At 68.3% G+C, this 23,209-nt stretch carries 21 protein-coding genes and 1 pseudogene; 12 read left to right on the forward strand and 10 right to left on the reverse strand.

The window, feature by feature from the left end; genetic code table 11:
- Both ABD255_RS39515 and ABD255_RS39520 read left to right on the forward strand, forming a co-directional pair.
- Window positions 1–411: pseudogene (locus tag ABD255_RS39515) on the forward strand (hypothetical protein); the annotation flags it as partial.
- A gap of 36 nt (window positions 412–447) precedes the next feature.
- The gene (locus tag ABD255_RS39520) at window positions 448–1,548 is read left to right on the forward strand and encodes a 2-dehydropantoate 2-reductase (protein WP_344221953.1); all 1,101 of its coding nucleotides are present in this window, start codon (window positions 448–450) and stop codon (window positions 1,546–1,548) included.
- Here ABD255_RS39520 and ABD255_RS39525 read toward each other — a convergent pair.
- Window positions 1,463–2,023: an RNA polymerase sigma factor gene (locus tag ABD255_RS39525; RefSeq protein ID WP_344221954.1), complete on the reverse strand. Its 561-nt coding sequence runs from the start codon at window positions 2,021–2,023 to the stop codon at window positions 1,463–1,465. The two genes, ABD255_RS39520 and ABD255_RS39525, sit on opposite strands and share 86 nt — an antisense overlap.
- Before the next feature lie 67 nt (window positions 2,024–2,090).
- Window positions 2,091–2,681, reverse strand: coding sequence for an isopentenyl-diphosphate Delta-isomerase (gene idi, locus ABD255_RS39530; RefSeq protein ID WP_344221955.1), 591 nt, complete (start codon window positions 2,679–2,681; stop codon window positions 2,091–2,093).
- A gap of 95 nt (window positions 2,682–2,776) precedes the next feature.
- Between idi and ABD255_RS39535 the strand changes: the two genes are divergently transcribed.
- The 3 genes from ABD255_RS39535 (at window position 2,777) to ABD255_RS39545 (ending at window position 6,505) form a co-directional block, all read left to right on the forward strand.
- The gene (locus tag ABD255_RS39535) at window positions 2,777–3,868 is read left to right on the forward strand and encodes a phosphotransferase (RefSeq protein WP_344221956.1); all 1,092 of its coding nucleotides are present in this window, start codon (window positions 2,777–2,779) and stop codon (window positions 3,866–3,868) included.
- Window positions 3,869–4,037: 169 nt separating this feature from the next.
- On the forward strand, window positions 4,038–5,240 hold the full coding sequence (tyrS, locus tag ABD255_RS39540) for a tyrosine--tRNA ligase (protein ID WP_344221957.1): 1,203 nt from the start codon (window positions 4,038–4,040) through the stop codon (window positions 5,238–5,240).
- Between the two features lie 80 nt (window positions 5,241–5,320).
- Entirely contained in the window at window positions 5,321–6,505 is a 1,185-nt protein-coding gene (locus ABD255_RS39545) for an aminoglycoside phosphotransferase family protein (protein ID WP_344221958.1), read from the forward strand.
- 48 nt (window positions 6,506–6,553) lie between these two features.
- On the opposite strand, the gene ABD255_RS39550 is transcribed toward ABD255_RS39545, so the two are convergent.
- Entirely contained in the window at window positions 6,554–7,639 is a 1,086-nt protein-coding gene (locus ABD255_RS39550) for a lipase family protein (protein WP_344221959.1), read from the reverse strand.
- A 112-nt stretch (window positions 7,640–7,751) separates the two neighbouring features.
- Window positions 7,752–8,381, reverse strand: coding sequence for a class I SAM-dependent methyltransferase (locus tag ABD255_RS39555; RefSeq protein WP_344221960.1), 630 nt, complete (start codon window positions 8,379–8,381; stop codon window positions 7,752–7,754).
- An 83-nt stretch (window positions 8,382–8,464) separates the two neighbouring features.
- On the opposite strand from ABD255_RS39555, the gene ABD255_RS39560 reads away from it, so the two are divergent.
- The 3 genes from ABD255_RS39560 to ABD255_RS39570 all read left to right on the forward strand — a co-directional run bounded on the left by ABD255_RS39560 (window position 8,465) and on the right by ABD255_RS39570 (window position 10,474).
- Entirely contained in the window at window positions 8,465–9,175 is a 711-nt protein-coding gene (locus tag ABD255_RS39560; RefSeq protein WP_344221961.1) for a 3-keto-5-aminohexanoate cleavage protein, read from the forward strand.
- Window positions 9,172–9,999 (forward strand): NAD(P)H-binding protein, encoded by an 828-nt coding sequence (locus ABD255_RS39565; protein ID WP_344221962.1) that lies wholly within the window; start codon window positions 9,172–9,174, stop codon window positions 9,997–9,999. The genes ABD255_RS39560 and ABD255_RS39565 overlap by 4 nt, the downstream gene beginning before the upstream one ends.
- 124 nt (window positions 10,000–10,123) lie before the next feature.
- Window positions 10,124–10,474, forward strand: coding sequence for a hypothetical protein (locus ABD255_RS39570; RefSeq protein ID WP_344221963.1), 351 nt, complete (start codon window positions 10,124–10,126; stop codon window positions 10,472–10,474).
- A 28-nt stretch (window positions 10,475–10,502) separates the two neighbouring features.
- Here ABD255_RS39570 and ABD255_RS39575 read toward each other — a convergent pair whose 3' ends face one another.
- The 3 genes from ABD255_RS39575 to ABD255_RS39585 are packed head-to-tail and all read right to left on the reverse strand — an operon-like array spanning window position 10,503 to window position 15,884.
- The gene (locus ABD255_RS39575; RefSeq protein WP_344221964.1) at window positions 10,503–11,042 is read right to left on the reverse strand and encodes an isochorismatase family protein; all 540 of its coding nucleotides are present in this window, start codon (window positions 11,040–11,042) and stop codon (window positions 10,503–10,505) included.
- A 10-nt stretch (window positions 11,043–11,052) separates the two neighbouring features.
- Window positions 11,053–12,687 carry a glycoside hydrolase family protein gene (locus tag ABD255_RS39580; protein WP_344221965.1) on the reverse strand — a complete coding sequence of 545 codons (1,635 nt, stop codon included), beginning with the start codon at window positions 12,685–12,687 and terminating at the stop codon, window positions 11,053–11,055.
- The gene (locus ABD255_RS39585) at window positions 12,687–15,884 is read right to left on the reverse strand and encodes a DUF2961 domain-containing protein (protein WP_344221966.1); all 3,198 of its coding nucleotides are present in this window, start codon (window positions 15,882–15,884) and stop codon (window positions 12,687–12,689) included. Before ABD255_RS39585 ends, ABD255_RS39580 begins: the two co-directional genes overlap by 1 nt.
- Window positions 15,885–16,132: 248 nt before the next feature.
- Between ABD255_RS39585 and gndA the strand changes: the two genes are divergently transcribed.
- The 4 genes from gndA (at window position 16,133) to ABD255_RS39605 (ending at window position 19,794) form a co-directional block, all read left to right on the forward strand.
- On the forward strand, window positions 16,133–17,572 hold the full coding sequence (gene gndA, locus ABD255_RS39590) for an NADP-dependent phosphogluconate dehydrogenase (RefSeq protein WP_344221967.1): 1,440 nt from the start codon (window positions 16,133–16,135) through the stop codon (window positions 17,570–17,572).
- Window positions 17,573–17,690: 118 nt separating this feature from the next.
- Window positions 17,691–18,209, forward strand: coding sequence for a DUF6319 family protein (locus ABD255_RS39595; protein ID WP_344221968.1), 519 nt, complete (start codon window positions 17,691–17,693; stop codon window positions 18,207–18,209).
- 425 nt (window positions 18,210–18,634) lie between these two features.
- Window positions 18,635–19,315, forward strand: a complete 681-nt coding sequence (locus ABD255_RS39600) for a DUF6817 domain-containing protein (protein WP_344221969.1) — start codon at window positions 18,635–18,637, stop codon at window positions 19,313–19,315.
- A gap of 65 nt (window positions 19,316–19,380) precedes the next feature.
- Entirely contained in the window at window positions 19,381–19,794 is a 414-nt protein-coding gene (locus tag ABD255_RS39605; protein WP_344221970.1) for a hypothetical protein, read from the forward strand.
- Window positions 19,795–19,798: 4 nt separating this feature from the next.
- Here ABD255_RS39605 and ABD255_RS39610 read toward each other — a convergent pair whose 3' ends face one another.
- The 3 genes from ABD255_RS39610 to ABD255_RS39620 form a co-directional block, all read right to left on the reverse strand.
- Window positions 19,799–20,521, reverse strand: a complete 723-nt coding sequence (locus ABD255_RS39610) for a PIG-L deacetylase family protein (RefSeq protein ID WP_344221971.1) — start codon at window positions 20,519–20,521, stop codon at window positions 19,799–19,801.
- Window positions 20,522–20,730: 209 nt separating this feature from the next.
- On the reverse strand, window positions 20,731–22,032 hold the full coding sequence (locus ABD255_RS39615; protein ID WP_344221972.1) for a D-arabinono-1,4-lactone oxidase: 1,302 nt from the start codon (window positions 22,030–22,032) through the stop codon (window positions 20,731–20,733).
- On the reverse strand, window positions 22,029–23,183 hold the full coding sequence (locus ABD255_RS39620; protein ID WP_344221973.1) for an amino acid deaminase/aldolase: 1,155 nt from the start codon (window positions 23,181–23,183) through the stop codon (window positions 22,029–22,031). The genes ABD255_RS39615 and ABD255_RS39620 overlap by 4 nt, the downstream gene beginning before the upstream one ends.
- Between the last annotated feature and the right edge of the window lie 26 nt (window positions 23,184–23,209).

The following is a 23,209-nucleotide window of genomic DNA, read 5'->3' on the forward strand; positions in this document are numbered from 1 at the left end:
TGGCCGCGCCTCGTCACGCCCCCACGCCGCACATCACGAACTCCGGCTGTAGTACTAGGCGACGGCGGAGCGGCTGCGCACGGCCGCTCCGACCTCGCGCCGGGAGGAGACGCCCAGCCGGGTGAGAATCGCCGAGACGTGGTGGTCGCCACCGGCGATGCCGACCTGACCGAGCACCTCGAGACCACGGAGGCCCAACTCGAGATCGGCAGCCGGATGATGGCTGAGCACGTCGCGACCAGGTTCGGCCTGAAGCCCGGCCTCGACGTCCAGACCGCGACGGAGATCCTTTGGTCACTGAACTCCTCCGACCTGGCCTACCGCCTGGTGTACACCCGCGCCTGGGGCTGGGACCGGTACGAGCAGTGGCACGGCCAGACCATGGCCGACCTCCTCCTCGGGGGAGACTGAGCTGCGCTTGGATGAGCGGATGAGGAGGTGCGGCTCGTGACGATTGCTGTTTATGGCGCGGGTGGGATCGGGTGCTATATCGGTGGCCGGCTGGTCGCCGCTGGGGCTGAGGTGGTCTTCGTCGGGCGGCAGCCGCTGGCCGGTGAACTGGCCGAGCATGGCCTGCACCTGACCGACTATCTCGGCGCGGATCTCCGGGTGCCAGCGGAGCGGATTCGCTACGAGACCACTCCGGCGGCTGCCGCCGAGGCAGACCTCGTGCTCGTCACGGTCAAGTCCGCCGGCACCGAAGCAGCCGCGGACGAGCTCGCGCAGGTCCTCAAACCCGGCGCGACCGTCGTCAGCTTCCAGAACGGCATCCGCAACGGCGAGATGCTCCTGAATCGCCTGCCCGACCAGACCGTCATCACCGGGATGGTCCCGTTCAGCGTGCTGAACCGTGGCAGCGGGGCCTTCCACCAGGGCACCGAAGGTGCTCTCGACGTCCAGACGAACCCCGCCGTCCAGCCGTACTTGGAGGACTTCGCCCGCGCCGGTCTGCCGCTGAAGCAGCACGACGAGATCCTCCCGGTCCAGTGGGCGAAGCTGCTGCTCAACCTGAACAACCCGATCAACGCCCTCTCGAACCTGCCGCTGCGCGACGAACTCGCCCAACGCGCCTACCGGCAGTGCCTGGCCGCGGCTCAGTCCGAGACGCTCGATCTACTGAAGGCAGCCGGCATCACCCCGGCCCAGGTGACCGCGCTCCCGGCCCATCGACTGCCGATGCTGCTGCGGCTACCGGATTTTCTGTTCAAGCGACTCGCGAGCAAGATGCTGGCGATCGACCCGCACGCCCGCACGTCGATGTGGGAGGACCTGCAGGCGGGCCGGCGTACGGAGATCGACTATCTGAACGGCGAGGTCGTCCGGCTGGCCGATTCCCTCGGCCGGCAGGCGCCGGTGAACGCCAAACTGGGTGGAGTTGATCCGTGCGGTCGAGTCCGGCCGCTCGAGGGAAATGACCGGACCCGACCTGCTCAGAGAACTCAGCTGACGAACGGCTCCGTCTTCAGCTCGCGACCGCGTGGGCGGCCTCGCGGAGGTGGGGTAGGAGGTCGGCCAGGCGGCGCTGCGCTCGCGACGTACGGCTCTTGACCGTGCCCAGTGGCAGGTCGAGCTCGGTGGCGATCTCGCTCTGGGAGTAGCCGCGGTAGTAGGCGAGCTCCAGCACCTTGCGCTCGCCGGGCGGCAACTGGTCGAGAGCTTCGCGGACCTGCCAGGAACGCCAGATGCGATCCATCGACGGGCCGTCGTCGGCCACCTCCCGGACGACCTGCAGCGATACGTTGCCGGCGTTGCGGCGTTCCCGGCGGTAGACGTCCACGGCGGCCCTGCGAGTGATGGCGTACAGCCACGGCTTCAGCTCACGCCGTGGATCGAAGCCGTCCGCCGCCCGCCAGGCCTGGACGAACGCGCGCTGGACCGCGTCGGCCGCCTGCTCCCGGTCCCCCAGCAGGCTGACCGCTGTCACGAACATCGGCCCCGCGTACCGCTGGTACATCTCCCCCAGCGCGGAATCATCGCCGCGCTGGAACCGTGCCCCCAAAGACTGTGCGTCCCCCGGTGTCATTTCTCACCCTTCCTCTGGTCTCCTCTCCAGAGTTCGGGTGAACGGGGGCGCCGGGCATCGGTAAGCCCTACCTATCAACCTGCCCAGCGCTGCCCAATTGGGCAGCGGGTGGCAACAAGCCAGGATCCGCGACCGGCCAGTCCGCGGGCGCTGGGCCGAGATCCTTCAGCTCCGCCAACTGCAGCAGACACCAAGGCGAAAGCTCACCCCGTACTGCGACGTCCTGCCACGCCACCCATTCGTACGCCGCCACCTCGGCCGGGTCCGGCACCGGATCACCCGCGCAGGTGACCCGGAACACCGGGCACAGCTCGTTCTCGATCACACCGTCGGGCATCTCCGCGCGGTACCGGAAGGCCGGGAGTACGAGCTCGACGGTGGTCGCGGTGAGACCGAGCTCGTCGGACAGGCGGCGCCGGACCGCGTCGTCGAGCCGTTCGCCGGGCAGCGGGTGGCCGCAGCAACTGTTCGTCCAGACGCCTGGCCAAGTGCGTTTGCCGAAAGCGCGCTGAGTCAGCAGCAGCCGGCCCTGCTCGTCGAAGACGTAGCTGGAGAACGCGAGGTGCAACGGCGTCGCGGCGTGATGTACCGACGCCTTGTCCTCAGTACCGACCGCCCGGCCGGCCTCGTCGACCAGGATCACCTTCTCCGTCTCCACCCGCCGAGCCTAGCCGCTGGCAGAGATAGGCAACGGCTACCGATGCCGCCCACCCACGCGGCCACCTAGAAAGGTGCCATGACGAAGGAGGCGCGATGGATCCAGCAGTGAAGGACCACCTGATCGACCGGTTGACCGACCTGTTCGGCCCGGGCTGGGGATGGAACCTGGAGGAGGTTCACTATGACGTGAGCTCGCCCACCACAGCCGGGCTGTTCCGGGTCCGATTCGATGGCCAGCGGGATCCGGTGTTCGTGAAGGTGCTCAGCTCCTACCATCAGTGGCCGATGCTAGACCTGCTCACGGATGAGTTCCGCGAACTGGCGACCAGTACGGACCTGTGGCGCTACGAGGCGGACGTGTATCTCGACGGACTCGCCTACTCGCTGCCTTCGGGCCTGCGTCTGCCGAAACTCCACAGCGTCGAAATGCTCGACGACGACCACCTGGTGATGTTCCTGGAGGACGTCCAGCCGGCCGCGGACGACTGGGACCACGAGCGGTACGGCCGCGCCGCGGAACTCCTCGGCAAGCTGAGCGCCCGGCTCACCCGGAACGACGCGCTCCTGGCTGCGGCGATCCGCACGCCTGGCAAGCTCACCCGGCTGATGCATGCCGGTTTCGTCGAACGCTTCGCGATCCGGCCGTTGCTGGACGAGTCGGTCTGGGACCATCCGCTGCTGGCTGGTTCGGGGCTTCGCCAGGAGCTGGCCGGCCTGGTCTCGGGGCTGCCGGCCCTGCTGGACGACCTCGCGCAGCGACCTCAGCTGATGAGCCACGGCGACGCCTGTCCGCAGAACCTGCTGATCCCGGCCGACGACCCCGACGGCTTCGTCGCGATCGACTGGACACTGAGCGGCCTGGTCGCCGCCGGCGACGATCTCGGCCAACTGCTGATCGGCCGCGCGCACTCCGGTCAGCTCGGTGTCGAGGAACTGGCCGAGCTGCGCGAACTGGTGGTCGAGCGGTACCACGCCGGCCTGGTCTCCGAGGGACGCGCGAACGTCGGCGTGGACGACGTACGGGCGGGCTTGGACGGTTCGCTGGTGCTGCGCAACGCGTTTCTGTCCGTCCCGCTGGGGATTCTGGCCGAGCCCGTCACCGACGAGTCGGCCGCGTTCATGTCTCAGCGGCTGGAACTAACCCGGTACTTGGTCGAGCTCGGAGCTGTTAGCCTGAGTGGGTGATGAAGCGCAGCACGCAGTATCCACCGGCTCTGGGACGAGCCGGCCTGCTGTAGTTCTCCGCTCCACCCCAGAGCCTCCGAGGCAGGAACCCGTCGTGGTTCCTGCCTCTTTCCGTTGCCGGAGGCGCTGACCTGGTGCCTCTCGCCTGTCAACTCCCGAGGGGTACCCGATGACCGACGCGACAATCGAGCGATTACGACGAACCACCGACACCATCATCGGCGAGGCCGACCTGGCCGAACGGCTGGCGTCCGGCCGGCCGCTGCGGATCAAGTACGGCGTCGACTGCACCGCGCCCGACCTTCACCTCGGGCACGCCGTCAATCTGTGGATGATGCGCCAGTTGCAGGATCTCGGCCACAAGGTCGTCTTCCTGCTCGGCGACCTGACCACCCGGATCGGTGACCCGACCGGCCGGTCCGAGACCCGCCCGGTGCTCACCCCGGCCGAGATCGACGCCAACGCGGCGTCCTTCCTGACCCAGGTCTCGCTCGTACTGCGAACCGACCCCGCCGTGTTCGAGGTCCGCCGCAACTCCGAGTGGTACGACCGGATGGACGTGGCCACGCTGCTCGGGTTGTTCAGCCGGGTCACCCAGGCCCAGTTGACGGCGCGGGACCTGTTCCGCGAGCGCATCGCCGCGGGCCGGGAGATCGCCCTGCACGAGCTGGTCTACCCGGTCCTGCAGGGCTACGACAGCTTCGCGCTGGACAGCGATCTCACCATCGTCGGCTCGGACCAGTTGTTCAACGAGCAACTCGGCCGGCACTTCCAGCAACGCCTCGGAGGTGTTCCGCAGGTCGTGATCACCACCACGATCACGCCCGGCATCGACGGCGGCGCCAAGCAGTCCAAGTCGCTGAAGAACTACATCGCGCTGACCGACACCCCACGGGACAAGTTCGGCAAGCTGATGAGCCTGCCCGACTCCCTCGTCGAGCAGTACGCCCGCGTCTACACCGAACTTCCGCTGGACGCGGTCGCCGCCCTGGGCGACGCAGCAGCGCAAGGGGGTCCACCCGCTCGCGACGCCAAACTCCGGCTCGCCTCGGCGGTGGTGACGCGGTACCACGGCGCCAACTCGGCCAAGATCGAACGAGCCGCGTTCATCGACCAGTTCACCCATCGGGCGGAGCCGGCAGACCTCCCCGAAGTACAGATCCGCGCCGGCACGTCAACGGTGTTGCAACTGTTACGGGCTGCCCGCCCGCAGAGCAGCAACTCCGAACTCCGTCGACTGATCCAGCAAGGAGCGGTCTCCATCGACAGCCGGAGGGCCCTGGCCGCCGACGAGTCGGTTCCGTTGACCAAGCCGATCACTCTTCGATCGGGGCCGCGTACCTTCCACCAGATCGTCCCCACTCGGTCCTGACCTACCTTTCTTTGGCCCGCGACTACCCAACAGCTCGAAACCCGGTTGGCCGCGGTCGGGCCGGACCTCAGACTGGCTGGGTGGAGACGAAAAGCGTGGAAGCGTTGGTCAGTGTCGGTGATCGGTATGTCGGGAAGTTGCCGCCGTTCGAGGCTGATCGGCCTTGGTGGTCAGAGATCGAGGCGGTGACCCGGCACCTGGACGAGGTGCTCGGGGTGCCGACGTTCGTACTGCGGCTGGTCCGGACCGACAGCACGGAGACGATGAGAGGCGGCCGGGTCGTGTATCACGTCCAGGCCGCCGCCGAGCCGCGGGCAGGCGTGCTCGACCCGACGCCGGATGCGCGCTGGGCCGAGGTCATCAAGCCTCACCCGCTGCGCTCGTCCTGGGCCGAGGTCGATGGCCCGCAACGCTTGGTCGACTGGTCCTCCGGCATCGTCGGCCATGGGACCCCGACCCAGGTGAAGACGTGGAACCTCTCGTGCCTGATCCGCTTCCCCACTGACGAAGGAGGCGCCTGGGCCAAGGCGACCAGCCGCTTCTGCAGTGTGGACGCGGACATCATCGAGCACGTCCGCTCGTACGACGCCGCCCTCGCGCCGGCCGTACTCGGTGTCGACCTGGAGAACCGGTGGTCCCTGCTCGCACACGCGCCCGGCATCGACTGCTGGGAACCGGATCTGCCGACCGTGCAGGACGTGGTCAGCCGGTGGGTCGCAGTACAGGCTGGCATTGCCGGGGAAGAACTGCGAACGCCGAAGATGCTGCCGCGGGATCTGCCGGCGGAGCTGGACGCGTTACTGGCTGGAGAAGCCGGCGAGCAACTGTCTGCCGAAGAACTCACCAAGGCCCACGTACTGCGGGACGCGCTGCCCGGCATCATCGAGGAGTTGGAGTCAGCGGGGCTGCCGAACACCTTGGTGCATGGGGATTTCCATCCCGGCAACTGGCGCTCCGACGGCACGAACCGGCTGATCGTGGACTGGGCCGACAGCTATCTCGGCCACCCGGCGACCGACATCCAGCGACTGCGCAACTGGTTGCCGGCGGAGAAGAAGGACGTCGCGGTCGAGGCCTGGTCCACCGCCTGGCAGAAGCATCTACCAGGCAGCCGGCCACTTCGTGCTCTCGAACCGATGACCGTGATCGCCAGGCTGCTGGGCGCCATCACCTACCAGCGCTTCCTGGACAACATCGAGCCCAGCGAGCGCATCTACCACGAGGGCGACCCGGCCAACGAACTCCGCGCAGCAATCGCCGAATAGACAGCTACCTCAAGGGACACCGCCCCTTGAGGTTGCTGTCGTGCTCTCTTACCGCATCCGCTCCGCCGCCCAGGCGAGGATGTCGGCCTTCGCAGCGCCCATCAGCGCGTTGTGATCGGCCCCCGGATAGATGGCCAGTCGAAGATCGTTGCCCACAGCACGGAGTTGCTCGGCGGTCACCGTCGTCGCCGGGGCGAAGACCACGGTGTCGGCAGTGCCCTGAGCCAGGAAGATCGGCTGCTCGTGCTCCCGCACCGGGATCTCCGCGTCCTTCTCCAGCAACCGAAGCATCTCCTCAGCTTCGGCGTCGTCGACGGAGTACAGGTCCTGGCTCTTCTTCCCTGCTGCCAAGGTGGCGATTGAGGTGTAGCAGTCGGTGCTCAGGGCCTTCTGGTAGAGCTCTTTGCCGAAGGCCGTCAGGTAGCGTCCCGGGTCGAAGCTCTTCGGGTGGGACGCCTTCAACCCACCCAGGATCAGGACGATGAACGGATTCGCCGCAGTGTCCGGAGTGAACGGCCGTACCGCGTTGAACGTCATCCGCCACTGGGAGATCGGCGCAGTCGAGATTGTGCCGCGGTAGTCCAGCTCAGGCGCGTACTTGCGCTGCAGGTCGCCTGCGAACAGCACGGCCTGCGCACCCTGGGACTGGCCGGACGCGATCCACTTGCGGCCGAGCGACCTGTCGACCTGCCGGGCCGCCCGGACCACATCGATCAGGCCGTACGCCTCGGACCTGCCGTTCAGGTACGGGTGGATGCCCGGCGTACCGAAGCCTTCGTAGTCGGAGGCAACGATCGCGTAGCCGGCCGCGAGCCAGCTGGTCAGGTAGTCGATATCACGCTGCGAGCGGCCGGCGAACGAGTTGGCGCATCCGTCCGCGATGCCGACCGTGCCGTGCGCCCAGCTGAGTACTGGCCAGCCGCCGTGCGGGGCCATGCCCGGCGGAACGAAGACGGTGCCCGACACGATCGTCGGGCGGCCGTCGTAACCGGTCGAGGTGTAGTGCAGCCGGTGCGCCCGGGCCGAGCCCGGCAACGTCAGGCTGTCGGGCAACTGCTCAATCTTCACGACCTTGCCGGGCTTCAGGTGCGCGTCGGCGGTCGAGGCCGAGCCGAGCAGCAGCCCGGCGGACACCAGGACGGCTCCGGCGATCGTCGCCAGCCGTCGGAATTTGTTCTGTGGATTATACCTCTGTTGTAGAGATCCGGACACCTGCACCGAATCGGTAAAACCCACCTATATCGGCTCAGGAACACCTAGAGGTGATCAGCCAGGCTGACGATGAATAGGCGACGCCGTCGGGTGTCAAATGAGCTTGCAGATCCGCCCGCAGTGCTTCGAGAGCGAGCGCTTTGGTTGCTTTGTCCAACGGTGTGAGGAGCCAGCCGAGCACGCCGAGTACGAACCGTTGCGCGGTGGGGACGTCGGGACCGAAGTACATGGGCTCGGTGAGCGGTTCGAACTCCGGTATGGCGAAACCCGCTTCGACGAGCACGCGGGTCACGCGTTCCGGATCGGCCTGGGCGAAGGGACTGGGTGCGCCCGGTGGCGGTGTGGGCAGTTCGCGACCGGCGGCCAGGGCGGTGGTCAGCGCCGTGAACCATTCGTTGTGCTGTGGTGCCCGCCAACTGAGCAAGGCCAGTCGGCCGCCCGGCTTGGTCGCTCGGCCGATGTTCTGGAAGGAGCCACAGCCCAGGTCGAGCACCTGGTCTCCATCCTGGATCCCGGCTGCCCGGAGCAGCCAGTCGTCGTACCGGTGCAGTGCGTGCTCGAACAGCTCTGCCTCTTCGGCCCAGAACACGCCCTCGGCGGTGTCCCACGCCCGCAGTTGCTCTGCGTTGCCCGGATCGACCCGGGCCAAGTCCGTTTCCCTCATGGCTGGTTCCCTTCGCGCTAGACCAGCTATACGCCTGAAACCAGGACTTCGGTTCACCCCCTGGTCTGGCAGGCTGGCGGCTGATGGAACCGATACTCAAGGCCTGCTTGAACGGCGACCGCTCGCGCGCCGACCACCCCGCGGTACCGGTGACGCCGGAGGAGCTCGCCATCGCCGCGTACGACGCCGCTGCGGCAGGCGCGGTCGCGGTGCATTTCCACCCGCGGGGTCCGGACGGACGGGAGAGCCTGGCCTGGTCCGACGTGGAGCCGGCGGTCGCCGCCGTACGGGAGCGCTGCCCGGATCTCGCGCTCGGGGTCGCGACGCGGCAGGAGATCGTTCCGGACCTGTCCGAGCGGTTGTCGCTTCTCGCTGAGTGGCAGGCCGGGCCCGACTTCGCCAGCTTGAACTGGCACGAGGAAGGCGCCGAGCGGGTCGCCGATCTGCTGGTCGAGCGAGGCATCGGGGTCGAGGCCGGGCTGTTCACTCCAGCGGCGGCGCGGAAGTTCCTCACCTGGCGCGGCCCGGTGGTGCGGGTGCTGGTCGAGGCGTTGCCGGGAATATCGCCCGGGGCTGATGGGGTTGCAGCAGCCCAAGCGACGCTCGCCGAGCTCCCGGACGACTTCGAACTGGTGGTGCACGGCGAGAACGAGTGGGCCTGGCCGGTGCTCGAGTGGGCGCGCACCAACGGGTACGGGCTTCGCGCGGGACTGGAAGACATGCTCGCCGGACCGCACGGAGAACCCGTCGCGGGGAACGCGGAACTGGTCGACTACATGAGGGGGCGGCGATGACGATTCTGGTCACCGGTACGACGGGGAACGCGGGCGGTGCGGTGGTTCGTGCGCTCGCGGCCAAGGGTGTTCCGACAAAGGCGCTCGTACGCCGTCAGGTGGAGCTGCCGGCGGGGGTGGAACAGGTTGTCGGTGATCTGAACCAGCCGGACACCTTCGTGGACTCGCTCGACGGGGTCACCGGGATCTTCCTGCTGAGCGGATACGACCGGACGGAGGAGCTGCTCGCGAACGCCGTCCGGGCCGGGGTCGAGCGGATCACCCTGCTGTCGAGCAGCTCGGTGGACAGCGCGGACACGGAGAACGCGATCGCGCGGTACCACCTGGCCGCGGAGAGCGCAGTACGGGATTCCGGGTTGGCGTGGACCTTCCTGCGGCCGAACACGTTCATGTCGAACACGCTCCGCTGGCTCGACCAGCTTCGCGCCGGCGGCGTCGTCCGGCTGCAGTTCCCGGAGGTGCCGATCTCGACGATCCACCCGGCGGACATCGCGGACGTGGCGGTGGCCGCGCTGACGGAGGAAGGGCACGCGGGGTCGGCGTACCGGCTGAGCGGGCCCGTCGCGTTGAAGCCGGCGGAACAACTGGCGATCCTCGGCGAGGCGATCGGCCGCTCGCCGCAGCCTTACGAGATGAGCCGGACCGAATCCCACGACGACCTGCTCGCCGCGATGCCCCCGCAGTACGCGGCGGCGATCGAGAGCTTCTTCGGCGACGGCATCGTCGACGAAACCACCGTCACCCCGACCGTCGCCGAGGTCACCGGGCACCCGCCGCGCACGCTCCAGGAGTGGGCCCGGGAGAACGCCGCGTTGTTCCGCTGATCAGTTCGCCAGGCTGCGGAGGTGGCTCGACGGTGGCCGGTTGGCCGTCTGACTAAGGGTCGACTTGCTATCGAGGCGTGCGGGTGACCAGGTAGCGTCCTAGAGGTTGCTGAGGAGGTCGCACGTGAACCAGATATTGGATCGGGTCCGGCTGTTCTGGCTGTCCCGCAGCCCTCGGACGCGCGCGCTGGCCGTGCTGGCGCCGTTCATCGCGGAGTACCAGGCGATGACCGGTATGGACCTGTCGGACCGAGTGCTCGGCGACAGCGTGCTGCTCAGCCTGGCCGCGATGTACGCCTCCCTGCCGCGCGCCGCCGAGCAGAGCGCCGAGACCTGGATGCGTGACTGCCGGGCCGCTGTCGACCGGGCGTCGGACCAGAACTGGCAGCTCAACCAGCACGCCAACGATCTGCTCCCCGAGGTCTCGGAAGCGATTCGCCGGCGGCTCAGATATCTGGATACCCACACTCCCTAGCAATCGTGCGGGCTGGGGTTCGGGCGGGCTAGCGTTCGTGCGGGCCGAGCGCGGCGACGTACTCGGTGCCGGTGCAGACGGTGCCGAAGCGCGGAAAGATGTAGCTGACCGCGAACTCGTGCGCGGGGCCGTCCAGACCGGTCATCGCGTCGGTGACGAAGACGGTGTTGTAGCCGTGCTCGTCCGCGGCCCGGCCGGTCGACTCGACGCCGAAGTTGGTGGCGATCCCACCCAGGACGACGGTCTCGATGCCCCGCGAGCGCAGTACGTCGTCGAGGCCGGTCTGATGGAAAGCGCCCACGGTGCGCTTGACGATCTCGATGTCACCTGGCTCCGGATCGAGTTCCGGAGCCAGGCCGCTCCCCTCGGGCTGGACGTCGACGCCCGGGCGCTCGACCCGGACGTTGACGACCAGTCCTCCGACCGACCGGGTGGCCTTGGCGAGGGCGGCGCAGCGCTCCACCACCACCCGCCCGGACAGCGGCGCCGTCTCCAGCGCGATGATCCGTGGCATCAGGTCGATCAGAACCAGCGCGGTCTTGCGGGGCTCGAGGGCAAGTGTCGTCACCTCTCCGAGGTTAGTTGAGTTCTGAGGCCAACTGGTCGGCGAAGGTGGTGTCCCGTTCGGTGCCGGAGAACCCGAACCGCCAGGTTCCCCCGTCGTACGAGCCGGCCGGCCAGGCCCGTCCACCGGGCTGCCACAGCGGCTGCCAGGCGACGGCTCCGTTCGGCGCGTCGTACCAGTGGTTGTCGGTCGCCCAGGCGGATCCGCTCCGGTAGGCGGTCACCATGCTCAGCCCGGAGCCGGTCGCCATCGACCAGTCGGGCAGCCCGGCGACGTCCCCGTTGCGCCCGAACCCACCGGGATCGCCCTGGTCCGCCAGCGCCGAGTCGACGTTCAGCGCGACCTCCCACACCGGCGCCGTGGTGTTTTCCACCGTCCAGCGCAGGGTGGTGTCGAACATCCGCGGACCGAAGCTGAATGACCAGTCCGCGGTGACGCCCTCGTCGCCGAACGGGATGCGGTTCAGCTGGAGACTCGCACCCCGCGCTCGCACCTGCCCGGCGGCTCCGGCTGTGTCCGTCACCCCGAAGGTGCCGACCGCCAGATAGGGCGCCGTCGATCTCGACGACGAGTCAAGCGCCGGCCGGTACTGCGCGTTCCCGGACGGGTCGACCTCGAGCGAGGTCAGCGCCGACCTGGGCGCGGTCTGCACGGTCGCCTTGTAGTACTTCGTGCTGATCACCCGCCCCTTCGTGATCTGAAGCTTGGCGAAGTCCAGCGGCGCGATGAACAGGCCACCCTTACCCCAGCCCGCGCCGGTCACGTACCAGTTGCTGCCGTCCTGCACGACCTCGGCCGCGTGCGCCGAGATCGTGCCGACCAGTTGGTCGACGGTGAAGTTCAGCGGGTCGCTGCTCTTGTAGACCTTGGTGCTCTCGTAGCCGCCGTCGCAGCAGACGAACAGATACCAGTCCGAGCCGCGCTGGACGACGAACGGCGACTCGGTCGGCCCGCCGAAGGTCCCCGCCTGCGGGTGCTGGAACGCAATCCGGCGCTCACTCCAGTTCCGCAGATCCGGACTGGTGCGATAGGCAACGATGTGGTTGCCGCCGCCCGGCGTCGAGTTGGCGGTGTAGTACATCACCCACTGGTCGCCCACCTTGTGGACCATCGGATCCCGCCCGTCGAACCCGTCGGTGAACAACGGGTTGGCCGCGTCCCTGGTCCAGTGCACCAGGTCGGTCGAGGTGGCGAGCTGCATCTTGTACGCCGTGTGGTCGGCGGTCCCGCCGGCATAGAACATGTAGTAGGTGCCCGCGTCGTACATCACGTACGGCGCCCAGATGTGGCTCTCGCCGGCGGCGGAATCCGCGAACAGGGCGGGCGCCTGCTTCGTCCATGGCCCGTTCGGGGTGGGCGCGGTGGCGTGGCCGAAGCTCTTCTCGTCGAGCGGGTTCGCCGGCTCGGCGTGCGTGATCGCGAAGACGTGCCAGGTGCCGGTCTGGCGATCCTGGATCAGTGTGTGGTCGTTGTAGTACCACGGGCTGGTCTCGCCGACGCTCGGGTCGTACACCTTGGCAAAGGTGCCGGCGGCCACGACTTTGTCGACCTTGACGAAGGGCACGCTCTTCACGTGTCCGGCAGCAGCGGCCTGCAGCGGCACAGCAGCCAGTATCAGACCTGCCAGTGCTGCGATGAGCTTCTTCATCAGTTGAGCTCCAGATCAAGCAGGTCGAGGCCGACCAGGTAGCCGGTCGCGGCGGCGTTCTTACCGGTCAGGTCGACCGCGAGCTGATGCTTGCCGGCCGCGAGAGTGACGTTGCCGAGGTCAACCTCCTGCGTGGTCACCCCGGCCGCCACGTACCCGTCGAACGAAGCCAGCTTGGTGCCGTCGACACTGAGGTCGGCGATCCCGTAGTCGGCTGCCTTGGTCAGCACGGTCGACAGGCGATAGGTCCCCGCGGTCGGAACGGTGAACTCCAGCACCACCTTGTCGCCGGCCTTCGAGCCGTGGATCCACAACTGGGCACCACCCGACCAGCTCACTCCACAGCAGTTGCCCTGCGGGTCCACCGGCACGGTCGACGACACGACCGGGAGCAGCGACTCACCCTCGACCCGGAACGTGTTGCCCGAGGTCGCCTCAGCGGCGGCGGACTTGGCGCCCTCGTGCCCGGCGAGATCCACCGCGGCGACCCGGTACGTCCAGGTCTCGTGCAGCCCGATCCCCTTGTGCACGAAGCCCGGGGTGAAGCTGCTGCCGACCAGCTTCTCGGCCGTACCCGCCTTGGCCGCGTAGACGTTGTACTTCTCGATGCCGCTGTCGTCGGGCGTGTCGGACCAGCTGAGCGCGATCGCGTTGTCGGTTCGGCCCGTCGCCGTGAGGTTCTGGACCTGCCCGGGAGCCTGCCGGTCGGAGTACGGGATGACCGAGGACTGGATCACGTAGCTCGCCGCGGTCCAGCTCGCGGTGCCGGTCGGCTGCAACTCGATGGTCAGGTCGGTCTTGCCGAAAGTGAGAGCCGGTGGCAACTGGTAGTTGTCGTCGAGCCAGCGCTGCCGATCGTTGCCGAGCGGCTGCAACCAGAGGCCCGCGTCCTTGCCGTTGACAATCACCTTCGCGGACTGCCCCGCGACGTTCTGGTCGCTCGTCCGGCGCAGCGTCACGCCGCGGTTGACCGGGTCCACCTGCACGGTGAACTTGATCGGCTGCGTTCCCGCCCGGACCTGGTCGGTGAGCACGGTGTCGTCATGGTCGCCCTCGTACACGCTGGTCAGGTCGGTCTGGGTCGCCGAGCCGTCGGAGTACGCGTGCTGCTGCCTGCTCTGGGCGGAGCCGGTGTCGATCCGGTCGGTCTCCCGGGCGCCGAACTTGCCGGCGGAGTACAGGTAGGCGGTCGAGCCGTAGACGGCCGGGTGGTCGTTCTGCTGGCCGTGCTCGATGCCGAAGGTGAGCTGGTTCTGGAAGTCGATCGCGTCGGTGACGTGCAAGCGGAACGCGCTGTCGCACTCGTACCTGCACTCGCCGGCCTGGACCTCGTGGCCGGAGTTGCCGTGGAACGGCGTGGAGTAGGTGCCCTGGTTGAAGTACCAGCCGGACTCGTAGTAGTCCTCCGTGCCGGTGCCATGGATCGCCGGGGTGCGCTCGCCGTCGACGTACACGCGCTCGTCGCCTTCGAGGTAGCCGCGGGTGTTGCCGTCGGGCTGCAGACCCTCCATCGTCTGCGAGACGCCGACGAACTTGCCGCGCCCGGTGGCCTCGGCGATCATCCAGTCCTTGCCCATGACCGGCTCACCGCGGTGGGAGATGGCGGTGAAGTAGCCGCTCTTGCCGGTGACCAACTCGGCCGCCACCTTGGCGTCCTGCGCCGAGGTGACCTCCGCCTGACCACCCGACAGCTTGTACTGCGAGGTGTTCACCAGGGTGACGGTGGCTCGGGCGAGGTACGGCATCGGCCACCAGGCGGAGTACCAGCCGTTCGGCTCCATCGCGAAGAAGAGCGAGCGGACGTCGTTCTCGCCCAGGCCGGAGCCGAAGTATTCGCCGATCGGGGCGTCTACGCGCTTCTTGCCGTCCACCGTGACCTGGACGCGAACCCCTGCGAGCAGGGCGTCCGACGGCTTCACCCTGGCCGCGTCCTCGGCCGTCGCGGCGTACGGCATCGAGTGGGCGCCCTGCCAGGCCTGCTTGGTGATCGAGTAGGTGTGGGCCTGCTCGTCGGCGACGTGGTCGGGTCCGACGTCAAGGGTGTCGGTCCGCTGGGCGGTGCCGCCGACCATCGAGTCCACCCAGTAGGTGAACTCGTTGAAGTCGAGGTCGGAGGAGACGAACTCGTTGCGGATCTCGAGCTGCGACTTGCCCGCGGTCACGCTCGCCGGAAGCTCCACGACCTGGTCGACCCACTGCGCGCCCTGGGCCGGCAGCGGTGCCCACTCGCCGGCCTGGACGCCGTCGACGAAGACCTTCGCCCGCTGGTTGCCGATCCGCAGGTCCATCCGGCGGATCAGCTTGACGCCGGTGTTGGCCGGGTCGACCTCCACGGTGAACCGGCTGCCGCCGGTGAAGGCCCGGCCGTCGTCGGTGAAGGACTTCAGGTCGAGTCCGACGATCTGCGGCAGCTTCAGCCGCAGCGCGCTGATCTCACCGGGGCCGTAGGTGTCGGCCAGCGTCAGTTGTTTGCCAGGGGCAAGGTCCACCACCTTGGCCGTCGTCTTGGCGTTGGGCGCGACGGGTTTCGGGTCCTTCGTGCCGGACGACTTCAGCAGGGCGACGACGTCCTCGGCCCGGTCCGACGGGTCGAAGGTCTTGATGCCGCTCGCGTCGGGGAACTCGCGGTAGTTGACGTGGTAGAAGTACGGGTTGTTCTGGACGGTCACCCGCATGGACTTCTGGTACGGCATCGGCACGCGGATGTAGACGCCGCCACTGGTCTCGAGCGCGTTGGCGACCAGCGGATAGACGAAGGGCGAGCCGAGCTTGCCGTCGACGACGTCCTGCAGGCTCGTGTCGACGACCTTCTTGCCGTCGACCTCGACGGTGATGGTGCCGGTCTTGGTCACGTCCCCGTTGTCGCGGGTGAACCAGATCGACGCGATCTCGCCCGGGCCCGCGTCTTCGGCGATGACGCAGCCGGCGGGCGAGATGCGCAAGCAGGAGTACTTGCCGTCGAAGCCGTCGTTGTTGGTGCCGTCGCGGCCGAAACTGGAGAACTGCTTGCTCCGGACGCCGGTCGGGAGTTCGGGCAGCCGGTCGAGGTGCCGGTAGACGTCCCACCCCACCACCGGGCCGTTGCCACCCGTCGCGGCAGGCGCAGTACGGGCTGCCGAGGCGGGCTGCAAGGCCAGCGGAAGAACGAGGACTGCGCCGAGGAGAACCCCGGCGGCGCGACGCAGTGATCTGGTCATGGGCGGACCTCACGATCTGGGAAATCGATTTCTCAGGTTTCTACCATCCGATCCCTGCGCTTGAGAAGAGCTCGAAACCTTTTGGTTGGTGCGCAGGATCTGCTATTACGCGCGGCGGCGAGCAAAAGTGGTCGGACCGGAATCGAACCGCCCGTCCACGGGTTGGCACCCGATAGACCGCCGGGTTGCCACGGGCGACAGACTGGTCTCGCACTCAGACTTCCAGCACCTCACCAGCAGGAGACTTCATGAGTTCTGCACCAGCCCAGATCGCCGTCACCGGACTCGCGGTGATGGGCCGCAACCTGGCCCGGAACCTGGCGCGGAACGGGTTCCGCGTCGCCGTCCACAACCGGTCGCAGGCCCGTACGGACGCGCTGATCAAGGAGTTCGGCGACGAGGGCGAGTTCACCCCCGCCGCCGACCTGCCCGCCCTGGTCGCCGCCCTGGAGCAGCCGCGCAGGATCATCGTCATGGTCAAGGCCGGCGAGCCGACCGACGCGGTGATCGACGAACTGGTGCCACTGCTGGACGAGGGCGACATCGTCGTCGACGCCGGCAACGCGCACTTCGCCGACACCCGCCGGCGCGAGGACGCCCTGAAGGCCAAGGGCCTGCACTTCGTCGGCGCCGGCGTCTCCGGTGGCGAGGAGGGCGCCCTCAACGGCCCGAGCATCATGCCGGGCGGTTCGCCGGAGTCGTACGCGGCGCTCGAGCCGATGCTGACCAAGATCGCAGCGCACGTGAACGGCGAGTCGTGCTGCGTGCACGTCGGCCCCGACGGCGCCGGCCACTTCGTGAAGATGCTGCACAACGGCATCGAGTACGCCGACATGCAACTGATCGCCGAGGCCTACGACCTGCTCCGGCACGTGCTCGGCCTCAGCGCGCCCGAGATCGCCGACGTGTTCCGCGAGTGGAACACCGGCGACCTGGAGTCGTTCCTGATCGAGATCACCGCGGAGGTGCTCAGCCAGGTCGACGAGTCCACCCAGGGACCGTTCGTGGACGTGGTGCTCGACCAGGCCGAGCAGAAGGGCACCGGGCGCTGGACCGTGCAGGTCGCGCTCGACCTGGGCATCCCGGTCAGCGGGATGGCCGAGGCCGTGTTCGCCCGCTCGCTGTCCGGCGACGTCGTGAGGCGCGAGGCGGCGGCCGGCGTACTGCCCGGGCCGTCGGAGGCGAAGGTCGACGTCGACCGGGACGCCTTCATCGAGGACGTCCGGCACGCGCTCTACTCGTCGAAACTGGTCGCCTACGCGCAAGGCTTCGACGCGATCCGCGCGGCCAGCGAGCAGTACGACTGGAACATCGACCTCGGCGCGATGGCGACGATCTGGCGCGGTGGCTGCATCATCCGGGCCCGCTTCCTGGACCGGATCAAGGAGGCCTACGACCGCAACGCCGACCTGCCGTCGCTGCTGGTGGACGACTACTTCAAGGACGCCGTCGGCAACGGCCAGGACGCGTGGCGTCGGGTGGTCGCGACGGCTGCCACGGCCGGCGTACCGGCGCCGGGCTTCTCCGCGGCGCTCTCGTACTACGACGGACTGCGGGCGGAGCGGTTGCCCGCGGCACTCATCCAGGGACTGCGCGACCTGTTCGGGGCGCACACCTATCACCGGGTCGACCGCGAGGGTTCGTTCCACCTCGACTGGTCGGGCGATCGCAAGGAGCACACCGCCTGATCCTTCGGCGGTAGCGGCGTGGCGATTGGCGCTGGGGGTCGAACATGTGTTCTAATACACTCTCAGCGCCAGCCCGCTTCGGCGGGGACGAATGTCACTCAGGGAGATCGCCGCAACGATGACTGTAGACACTTTTGCAGTAGAAGCTCAGACCGACGTCGACGACACTCCCGGCGAGGCGGTCGACAGTTCTGCTGCCGGCATCACTTCGCCTGCCGCGTCAGGCACTGACGCCTCGGTGAGTGACTCGGACGCCTCCGCGGGCTCCGACACCTCGGCCGCCGCCAACGCTCCGGCCGAGCCGGCGCCCGTGGTCGCCGAGGAGAAGCCGAAGCGCGCACCGGCCAAGAAGGCCGCACCGAAGAAGACCAAGACCCTCGAGCTCACCCTGACCGTCACCGGCACCGCCGACGGCGAGTGGAAGGCCGAGCTGAAGCAGGGCAACAGCTACATCGCGAAGAACCTGCTGGTCGCCGCCGCGGCCGTCTCCCGCGCGGCCAAAGAACTGCACGAGGACCTCTCCGGCCCGATCGACGAGGTCATCGACGCCGCCCGCGAGCAGCAGGCCGCCAAGGTCGCCGCCCTCGAGGCCGAACTGGAAGCCGCCCGCAAGGCCCTGGCCGAGCTGGACGACTGACACTCGCTCTGGAACGACAGTCCTAGAACCCGGTAGACGTCTTCTGGCTTATCCACCGTCTTCACCTGAGCACGCGAGCAAGCTCGCAGATCCGTGGTTAAAGCGGCCCACCACCTGACGTCCTGGCCGGAAGCTCCGTTCCTGTCTAGCAATACCTGTGTTGCCTCAGCCGGAGGGCTGAGGTTGTTCTCGCCGGCCGCTTCAGGGAGTGGCTGGTGGGCTTCTGCTGGGGTACGCCTGGGGGCGTCCGGTGTGCGGCCGGCGGGAGTTGGTGTTGAGGAGGTGCCGGATCGGTGACCTGCGGTCGAACGCAGTGTGACCGATCCGGCACGCCGCATTGCTGGGCGAGGCAGTACCGCGCGTCGTACCGTGTTCCCCTGGGCCGGTCCTGCTGGGCCCTGACCGCTCCTCACAGAAGAGGTCAGATGAGCACATTCGAAGACCTGGGATCGCTGCTGCTGGTGCGCGGTGCGGACGAACTGGACCACGCGGGCGGCACGTTGTACGTGCACCTGCACCGAGTCGCCAAGCGGCTCCGGGCTCTCGGCGCGTCGGAAACGCTGGTGCTCGCCGGGCTCGCGCACGCGGCGTACGGGACCGATGGTTTTCCGACCCACCTGTTCGACTGGCAGCAGGAACGCCCCGTCCTGGAGGCCGTGATCGGCCCGGAGGCGGAACTGCTCGTCTACCGCTACGGCTCCTGCGACCGCGAGACCACCTGGCGCGACCTCGCCGAGCACAACACGGTGACCGATCGCTTCACCGGCACCTCGGAGGAACTGAACGCCGAGGAACTCCGCGACTTCGTCGACCTCACCATCGTCAACGAACTCGACGTCCTCGACCACGCCCCGAAGCTCGAGCCGAAACTCCGCCCTTTCCTCCAGGAACAAGTCCCCCCGCTGGCAGTCCCTGGCTTCCCCCGCAGTCCTGGCCGACGCCAACCAAACCCTCGGCCTGGTCAGCTAACCCCGCACCTCGCGGCCTTAACCCGGCACCCGGCGTCTCCCCCAGGCACGGCACCCCCCGGCCAGACCCGCGAGCTTGCTCGCATGCCGGGCCCCGAAACTTCAGCAAGACAACCTCGAGGGGCACCTGCCACTTGAGGTTGCCTTTTGGCGTCGAACGATCCTGCCTGGAAAAGCTTGGTGGGGCAGAGCATGATCGGGGTATGGCTCGCTACGAAGTGATTGCTCGGGCGTCTGTTGACCGACGTCTCTCCGACTCCGCCTACCTCGACCTCGCTCTCGGCTGCGGCAAACTCGACAAGGGCATGCGGCTGCAGCGGATCGAGGATCTGCCCGACGGCAAGGTCGCGATCGTCCTGCAGAGCAGCCTCAGGCCTCGCAAGCACGACGAAGCCGCCTTGATGGCCAACCGCAGTCTCGCTCAGCTAGGCATACCCGCCGCCAGCGTTCACCAGATCGATCTGCTGCGCCTCTCGCGCAACGGACCCACCCTGGTCCGCTCCTGGGTGGGCCCCAACAACCCACCCGGGCCCGACCTCGGCGGCGACCGCGAACCCCGTAACCCGCTGCCCACACCACCCCACCTGAACGCCGCGCTCGACATCCCGCGCGACTGAGAAGTCAGGGGGTGAAGACCTCGAACGGTGCCGCGAAGGTGGTGCCGAGCCGGCTGCCGGTGCTGCGGGAGAGGCCTTCGAGGAATTCGGCGGGGTCGAAGTGGGGCCAGTTCAGTCCGTCGATGTAGGCCTTGTGCGCCTTGAGTGAGTCGACGCCCAACTGGAACGTGTCGGTGATGTCGACGGCGTGCTTGCCGTTCGGGGAGCCGCCCGCCCAGACCTGGCGGACGCCGTTCCAGCGTTCGCCGACGTCGGGGAAGATCCACCGGTTGGCGGCGTCGCGGACCGCGTCCAGGGTGGCCCGGCCGGTGTTCATGTGGTCGGCCTGGTTGAGCATGACGTCGCCGTCCCAGGTGTCGCGGAAGTTGTTCGTGATGACGATCTCGGGCTGGTGCCGCCGGACCACCTCGGCGATCAGCCGGCGCAGCGGTACGCCGTACTCGATGGTGCCGTCCGGCTGGCCGAGGAACTCGACCACGGAGACGCCGACGATCCGGGCCGACTCGATCTGCTCCGCCTCCCGCAGCGGGCCGGACTCGGCCGGTGGGATGCCGTCGATGCCCGCCTCGCCGGAGGTGAGCAGGCAGTAGATGATCTCCTTGCCCTGCGCGGTCCAGCGCGCGACGGCGGCGGCTGCGCCGAACTCGAGATCGTCGGGGTGGGCCACCAGCGCGAGAGCCTTGGACCAGTCCTCGGGCAGCGCTTCGAACGGCTCAGGTGCAGTCATGCAGGCAGGCTACGACGCCGGATGGTCCAGCCCGAACACATTTCCTGCTCAGTGAAGGAAGGCGGAAGCGCTCGAGTGTGGGGCGAGGGAAGGTGAGCGCGGCGGGGCGGGTGGCGATGTGAGCGGGGGTGGGAGCAGGCGCCGGGTTCAGGTGCCGAAGACCTGGCGGGTGTAGAGATTGGTGAGCGGGGTGGGAGCAGGCGCCGGGTTCAGGTGCCGAAGACCTGGCGGGTGTAGGGGTTGGTGAACGTGCGCTGGGGATCGAGGCGGTCGCGGACGGCGAGGAAGTCGTCGAAGCGCGGATACCGCTCGCGGAACTGCTCGGCGCCCAGCGTGTGCAACTTGCCCCAGTGCGGGCGGCCGCCGAAGGCGCCGACGATCTGCTCGAACGCGTCGAAGTACCGGCCGTGGTCGAGCCGGTGGTACTGGTGGATCGCGATGTAGCCGGTGTCGCGGCCGTGCGCGGTGGACAGCCAGATGTCGTCGGCGGCCGCCACCCGGACCTCGATCGGGAACGGGAACCGCTCACCCGACCGGTCGATCCAGGCCCGCAACTGCTGGACCACCTCGACCACGTGCTCCCGCGGTACGGCGTACTCCGACTCGCGGAAGACCACGTTGCGCTCCGAGCAGAACACCTTGTACGACGAATCGACGTACTCGCGGGCCGACAACGCCTTGGAAGCGAGCCGGTTGATCCGCGGCACCAACCCCGGCCTGCGGGCAGCCAACCGGTTGGTTACCTCGAAGACCCGGTTGGACAGCAGTTCGTCGTCGACCCAGCCACGAACACGCCCGACCGGGGACGCGCCGACCCCGGCCGCGACCCGGTTGTTCCGCTTGGTCAGCGCGACCTCGGTATGCGGGAACCAGTAGAACTCGAAGTGATCGTTGCCATCGGCAAGTTCATCGAACCCGCCGAGCACCTCGGCCAGCGGCAGCGGCATCTCCTGCGCCCGGAGCAGGAAGGCCGGCACGGTCTGCAGCGTCAGCGAAGTGATCACGCCGAGCGCGCCGACCGACACCCGGGCCGCGTGGAACACGTCCGGGTTCTCCTCGGCCGAGCACTGCAACACCGAGCCGTCGGCGGTGACGAGTTCGAGCCCGACGACCTGGGTGGCGAGGCCGCCGAGCTTGGCGCCGGTTCCGTGGGTGCCGGTGGAGATCGCACCGGAGATCGTCTGCTTGTCGATGTCGCCGAGGTTCGCCATCGCCAGGTCGAACGAGGCCAGCCCTGCGTTCAGCTTGGCTAGTCCGGTGCCCGCGCCCAGCGTGACGCGGCCCGACGCCTGGTCCGCAGCGGTGATCGAGGCGAGCCCGTCGAGCCGGACCATCACCTGCTCGGGCACCGAGCACCCGGTGAACGAGTGGCCCGAGCCGACCGCCTTGAGCTTCTTGCCCTGTTCGGCGGCCGTCTTCACCGCCGCCACGACCTCGTCGACCGACCGCGGCCGCAGGACCTCCACACCGGTCGCCGACTCGGTGCCGGCCCAGTTGCGCCAGGTGCTCATCCGAAGTTCTTCCCCTCACCCCGGTAGCTGACGAGCTCGGTCAACTCGTCGCCGTCGATCGCGTGCAGCACGTCGAAGCGTTCCAGCATCTCGCCCGCCTTGGCGTAGCGCATCCAGACCCGGTCGCCGATCCGCAGCCCGCGCGCCGCTTCTCCTCGCACCGGGGTCTGCACCTCGCCCGCGCCCTCGGTGCCGAGCAACTGCAGACCGGCGGGCCAGGCCGGCGCGGGCAGCCGGGACTTCTTGGCCGGACCGGAGGCGACGTACCCGCCGCCGAAGAGGGTCGCGATCCGCGGCATCGGGCGGCGGACGACCCCGAGCGCGTAGGCGACGGCGTGCTCGGGCTGGAAGACGTCGTACTTGTCGAACAGCGTCGGGCCGTAGAGGCCGGAGCCCGCGGTCACCTCGGTGACGGCCGGGTCGGCGCTGCTGAACTCGATGCTGCCGGTGCCCCCGGAGTTCACCAGCCGCAGCGGGGCGACCTGCTTGACCGCGTCGACGACCAGGCCGCGGCGGTCGGAAAGCTCGTTGGCCGACAGCCGCTTCACCAGCCGGACCGCCGGTGAGGTGTCCGGCAGGCCGGCGATCTGAGCCTCGTAGAACATCACGCCGACGAGCTCGAACGAGTCGTCGGCGACCACCTGGCGAGCCAGCGTGAGCGCCTGCTCGGGCGTTCGCAGCGGGGAGCGGCGGACGCCGAGGTGCTGCCCGAAGAGGCGAAGCGAGGCGTCCACGTCGAGGCAGACCCGGATCCGCTCACCATCGCCGGCCGCTGCCTTGATCAGCGCGAGGTGCTCGAAGTCGTCGACCATCAGGGTGATCCGGGACGCGGCTTCGGCATCTGCGGCCAACTCGCGCAGAGCCCCACGGTGAATGGTCGGATAACCCATCAGGATGTCGTCAACGCCGTTGCGGGCCAGCCACAACGCCTCGGGCAACGAGTAGCTCATCACGCCGTGGAATCCGGGCCGCTCCAGCGCGGCGGCAATCAACGCCCGGCAGCGCACCGACTTCGACGCCACCCGGATCGGCGTCCCCTGTGCCCGCCGGACCAGATCGTCGGCGTTGCGGCGGAACGCGGCCAGGTCGACCACCGCGTACGGCGGCTCGAGCCCGGCCGTGAGTCGCCCATACCTGTCGAAGTCGCCCATGCCTGGAGTTTAAGGGCTGCAAATAC

It is taken from the genome of Kribbella sancticallisti, assembly GCF_039530625.1.
GTDB lineage: Bacteria > Actinomycetota > Actinomycetes > Propionibacteriales > Kribbellaceae > Kribbella > Kribbella sancticallisti.